Origin of the sequence: Pseudomonas sp. yb_2 (assembly GCF_043103905.1) — a bacterium.
GTDB lineage: Bacteria > Pseudomonadota > Gammaproteobacteria > Pseudomonadales > Pseudomonadaceae > Aquipseudomonas > Aquipseudomonas alloputida.
The window spans coordinates 1-3,800 of the sequence record NZ_JBICKH010000088.1 but is presented as its reverse complement, the minus strand read 5'-3'; the positions used below and the strand labels follow the sequence as shown (position 1 = coordinate 3,800).

Here is a 3,800-nt window from a genome sequence, read left to right as displayed (position 1 = left end):
CTGAAGCCGTACACCTCATGTTTGCTGCGCGACAGCGCAGCCCGGAAGGGCTGGGTGATCTCCTACGGGGATCTTCACAGTTTCAACAACTGCGCAGTCCTGTGAGGGCGGCTTTAGCCGCGAAAGGGCCGGTACAGGCTTACGCCGGTGCCGAAGTCCGAATCAGGTGGTCAAAGGCCGCCAGCGATGCCTTGGCCCCCTCACCCACCGCAATGACGATCTGCTTGTACGGCACGGTAGTCACGTCACCTGCAGCAAACACACCTGGGATGCTGGTCTGGCCCTTGGCGTCGACAATGATTTCGCCACGCGGCGACAACTCGACGGTGCCCTTCAGCCAGTCAGTGTTGGGCAGCAGGCCAATCTGCACGAAGATGCCTTCCAGTGCCACTTCGTGCTGTTCATCCGTGGAGCGGTCCTTGTAGCGCAGGCCTGTCACCTTCTCGCCATTGCCCAGCACCTCGGTGGTCAGCGCGCTGGTGATCACGTTGACGTTCGGCAGGCTGCGCAGCTTGCGTTGCAACACCGCATCGGCACGCAACTGGCTGTCGAACTCGATCAGCGTCACCTGGGCGACGATACCAGCCAGGTCGATGGCCGCTTCCACACCCGAGTTGCCGCCGCCAATCACTGCCACACGTTTGCCCTTGAACAGCGGGCCGTCACAGTGCGGGCAGTAGGCCACGCCGCGGCCGCGGTACTCCTGCTCACCCGGCACGTTCATTTCGCGCCAGCGGGCGCCGGTGGCCAGGATCACGGTCTTGGCCTTCAGCGAAGCGCCCCCCGCGAGGCGCACTTCGTGCAGACCACCCTCGGCAGCAGGAATCAGCGCTTCACCGCGCTGCAGGTTCATGATGTCGACGTCGTACTGTTTAACGTGCTCTTCCAGCGCCGTGGCCAGCTTCGGCCCTTCGGTTTCCTGCACCGAGATGAAGTTCTCGATGGCCAGAGTGTCCAGCACCTGGCCGCCGAAGCGCTCGGCGGCAACACCGGTGCGGATGCCCTTGCGGGCAGCGTAGATGGCAGCAGCGGCGCCAGCGGGGCCACCGCCGACGACCAGCACGTCAAAGGCTTCCTTGGCGTTGATCTTCTCGGCCTGGCGGGCGCCAGCGTTGGTGTCGATCTTGCCAAGGATTTCTTCCAGGCCCATACGGCCCTGACCAAACACCTCACCGTTGAGGTAGATACTCGGTACCGCCATGATCTTGCGCGATTCCACTTCGTCCTGGAACAGCGCACCGTCGATGGCAACATGGCGCACGTTGGGGTTGAGTACCGCCATCAGGTTCAGTGCCTGGACGACGTCCGGGCAGTTCTGGCACGACAGCGAGAAGTAGGTTTCGAAGTTGAATTCACCTTCCAGGGCCTGGATCTGCTCGATCACTTCGGCACTGGCCTTTGACGGGTGGCCACCCACTTGCAGCAGTGCCAGCACCAACGATGTGAACTCGTGGCCCATGGGGATGCCGGCGAAGCGCAGGCTGATATCGGCACCCGGGCGGTTCAGCGAGAACGAAGGGCGACGGGCATCGGTACCGTCCGCGCTGAAGGTAATGAGGTTCGACAGGCTGGCAATCTCTACCAGCAGGTCGTGCAATTCGCGGGACTTCGCGCCGTCGTCGAGGGAAGCAACGATCTCGATCGGCTGGGTGACCCGCTCCAAGTAGGTTTTCAGTTGCGATTTAAGCGTGGCGTCCAACATACGGGCGATTCCTTTTTCAAAACTCGGATACAAAAACGCCCAGGCGAGGTCGCCCGGGCGTTTGACGGGGCGGTAGGTACTTCAGCTTTGGCGGCTGCTTACCGCCCGCGTTATGGGCATGACCTTAGATCTTGCCTACGAGGTCCAGCGACGGCGCCAGAGTGGCTTCGCCTTCTTTCCACTTGGCCGGGCACACTTCGCCTGGGTGAGCGGCAACGTACTGGGCAGCCTTGACCTTACGCAGCAGCTCAGCAGCATCACGGCCTACACCACCGTCGTTCAGCTCGACAATCTTGATCTGGCCTTCCGGGTTGATCACGAAGGTACCGCGGTCGGCCAGGCCGGCTTCTTCGATCAGCACGTCGAAGTTGCGCGAAATGACGTGAGTCGGGTCACCGATCAGCGGGTATTCGATCTTGCCGATGGTGTCCGAAGTGTCGTGCCAGGCTTTGTGAGTGAAGTGGGTGTCAGTGGAAACACCGTAGATTTCCACGCCCAGCTTCTGGAACTCGGCGTAGTTGTCAGCAAGGTCACCCAGCTCGGTCGGGCAAACGAAGGTGAAGTCGGCCGGGTAGAAGAACACGACAGACCACTTGCCTTTCAGATCGGCTTCGCTGACCTGAACGAACTCGCCTTTGTGGTAGGCGGTGGCGTTGAAGGGTTTGACCTGGCTGTTGATGATTGGCATGAGAGACGCTCCTTCATGGGGTTGGAATCAGTTGATGGATAGAATCCTAACTAATCATCCCGCTGAAGGCTCATTGGCAAAGCTCATGCTTTCGATTGGTTTTGGCTATAACTGGGGTTATTTAATAGAAGGGAACGGGCTGAGCAAAGGATTGCGGACCTGAACTCTGCACTGGCAAAGAAATGTAACAGCTCCCCATTCGGTATCACGGGCAAACGGGTCTACGCTCAAGCCCATGTGATACCGGGCCCCTCTGACGGCTGCCAAGCCGCCATGTCGGATCACTGTTGCCTTGCAACGTCGACATTCAAGGAGGGGCTCATGACAGCTCTGCAATCATTCCTCACAACACCTGTCCTCGGTACCAGCGCCTGGTTGTGGCTGGTGTTCATGGCCATCGTCATCGGTTTGCTGGTGCTCGACCTGGGCGTGCTGCACCGCCACGACCGGGAAATTGAAATGCGCGAGAGCCTGCTGCTGTATTCAGGCTATTTCAGTGTCGGTGTACTGTTCGGCGCGGGGGTCTGGTACCAGTTGGGCGCGCAGTCGGCACTGGAGTTCTACACCGGTTTTTTGGTCGAGCAATCGCTGTCCATGGACAACGTGTTCGTCATGGCGATGATCTTCAGCTACTTCGCCATCCCCCGCCGCTACCAGCACCGCGTTCTGTTCTGGGGCATCCTGGGCGTGGTGTTCCTGCGGGCCATCATGATCGGCGTGGGCGCGGCGCTGGTACAGAACTTTGCCTGGGTGCTTTACATCTTCGGTGCCTTCCTGCTGTTTACCGGGGTGAAAATGGCGCTGTCGAAGGAAGACAGTCGCCCAGACCTGGCCAACAACCCGATCCTCAAGTTCGTGCGGCGGCACATGCGGGTTACCGACCAGATCCATGGCTCGCACTTCTTCGTACGCCATACCCCGGCCGGGTACAGCAAGGCGCTGCGTTATGCCACCCCGCTGTTTCTGGCACTGGTACTGATCGAACTGGCCGACCTGGTGTTTGCCGTCGACAGCGTGCCGGCGATCTTCGCCATCACCCAGGACCCGTTCATCGTCTACACCTCCAACATCTTCGCCATCCTCGGCTTACGCTCGCTGTATTTCGCGCTGGCGGCGCTGATGCACAGGTTCGTCTACCTCAAGTACGCCCTGGCGCTGGTGTTGATCTTCATTGGCTGCAAGATTTTCTACCACGGCATGGTGGGCAAGGTGCCGGCGCTGCTGTCGTTGGGCGTGACATTCGGGTTGTTGCTGGGTGGGGTGGTGATTTCGTTGATCAAGACGCGGGGGCAGACGTTGAATAAAGACGACAAGACGATAGAAAAAGCAGCTAACGATAAGAAAACAACGGGACAAAAGAAGAATGACCCACAGTTGCGGGTCTGAGTTGCAATCATTGCTTGATGATGA

General features: G+C 59.5%; 3 protein-coding genes. 1 reads left to right on the top strand and 2 read right to left on the bottom strand.

Going from position 1 to position 3,800, the window contains the following annotated elements; translation table 11 throughout:
- Positions 1 to 139: 139 nt before the first annotated feature.
- Both ahpF and ahpC read right to left on the bottom strand, forming a co-directional pair.
- Positions 140 to 1,702, bottom strand: coding sequence for an alkyl hydroperoxide reductase subunit F (ahpF, locus tag ACF8FB_RS25080; RefSeq protein WP_010953390.1), 1,563 nt, complete (start codon positions 1,700 to 1,702; stop codon positions 140 to 142).
- Positions 1,703 to 1,826: 124 nt separating this feature from the next.
- Positions 1,827 to 2,390, bottom strand: coding sequence for an alkyl hydroperoxide reductase subunit C (gene ahpC, locus ACF8FB_RS25075; protein ID WP_003250537.1), 564 nt, complete (start codon positions 2,388 to 2,390; stop codon positions 1,827 to 1,829).
- A gap of 321 nt (positions 2,391 to 2,711) precedes the next feature.
- Here ahpC and ACF8FB_RS25070 point away from each other — a divergent pair, with 321 nt between their 5' ends.
- A complete protein-coding gene (locus ACF8FB_RS25070) occupies positions 2,712 to 3,776 on the top strand; it encodes a TerC family protein (RefSeq protein ID WP_392512300.1) in 1,065 nt (354 codons plus the stop codon).
- The last annotated feature ends 24 nt before the right edge of the window (positions 3,777 to 3,800 follow it).

Bases quoted from the DNA above. Each gene is read 5' to 3' on its own strand.
- ahpF (WP_010953390.1), bottom strand. From the start codon at position 1,702: ATGTTGGACGCCACGCTTAAATCGCAACTGAAAACCTACTTGGAGCGG.
- ahpC (WP_003250537.1), bottom strand. From the start codon at position 2,390: ATGCCAATCATCAACAGCCAGGTCAAACCCTTCAACGCCACCGCCTAC.
- ACF8FB_RS25070 (WP_392512300.1), top strand. From the start codon at position 2,712: ATGACAGCTCTGCAATCATTCCTCACAACACCTGTCCTCGGTACCAGC.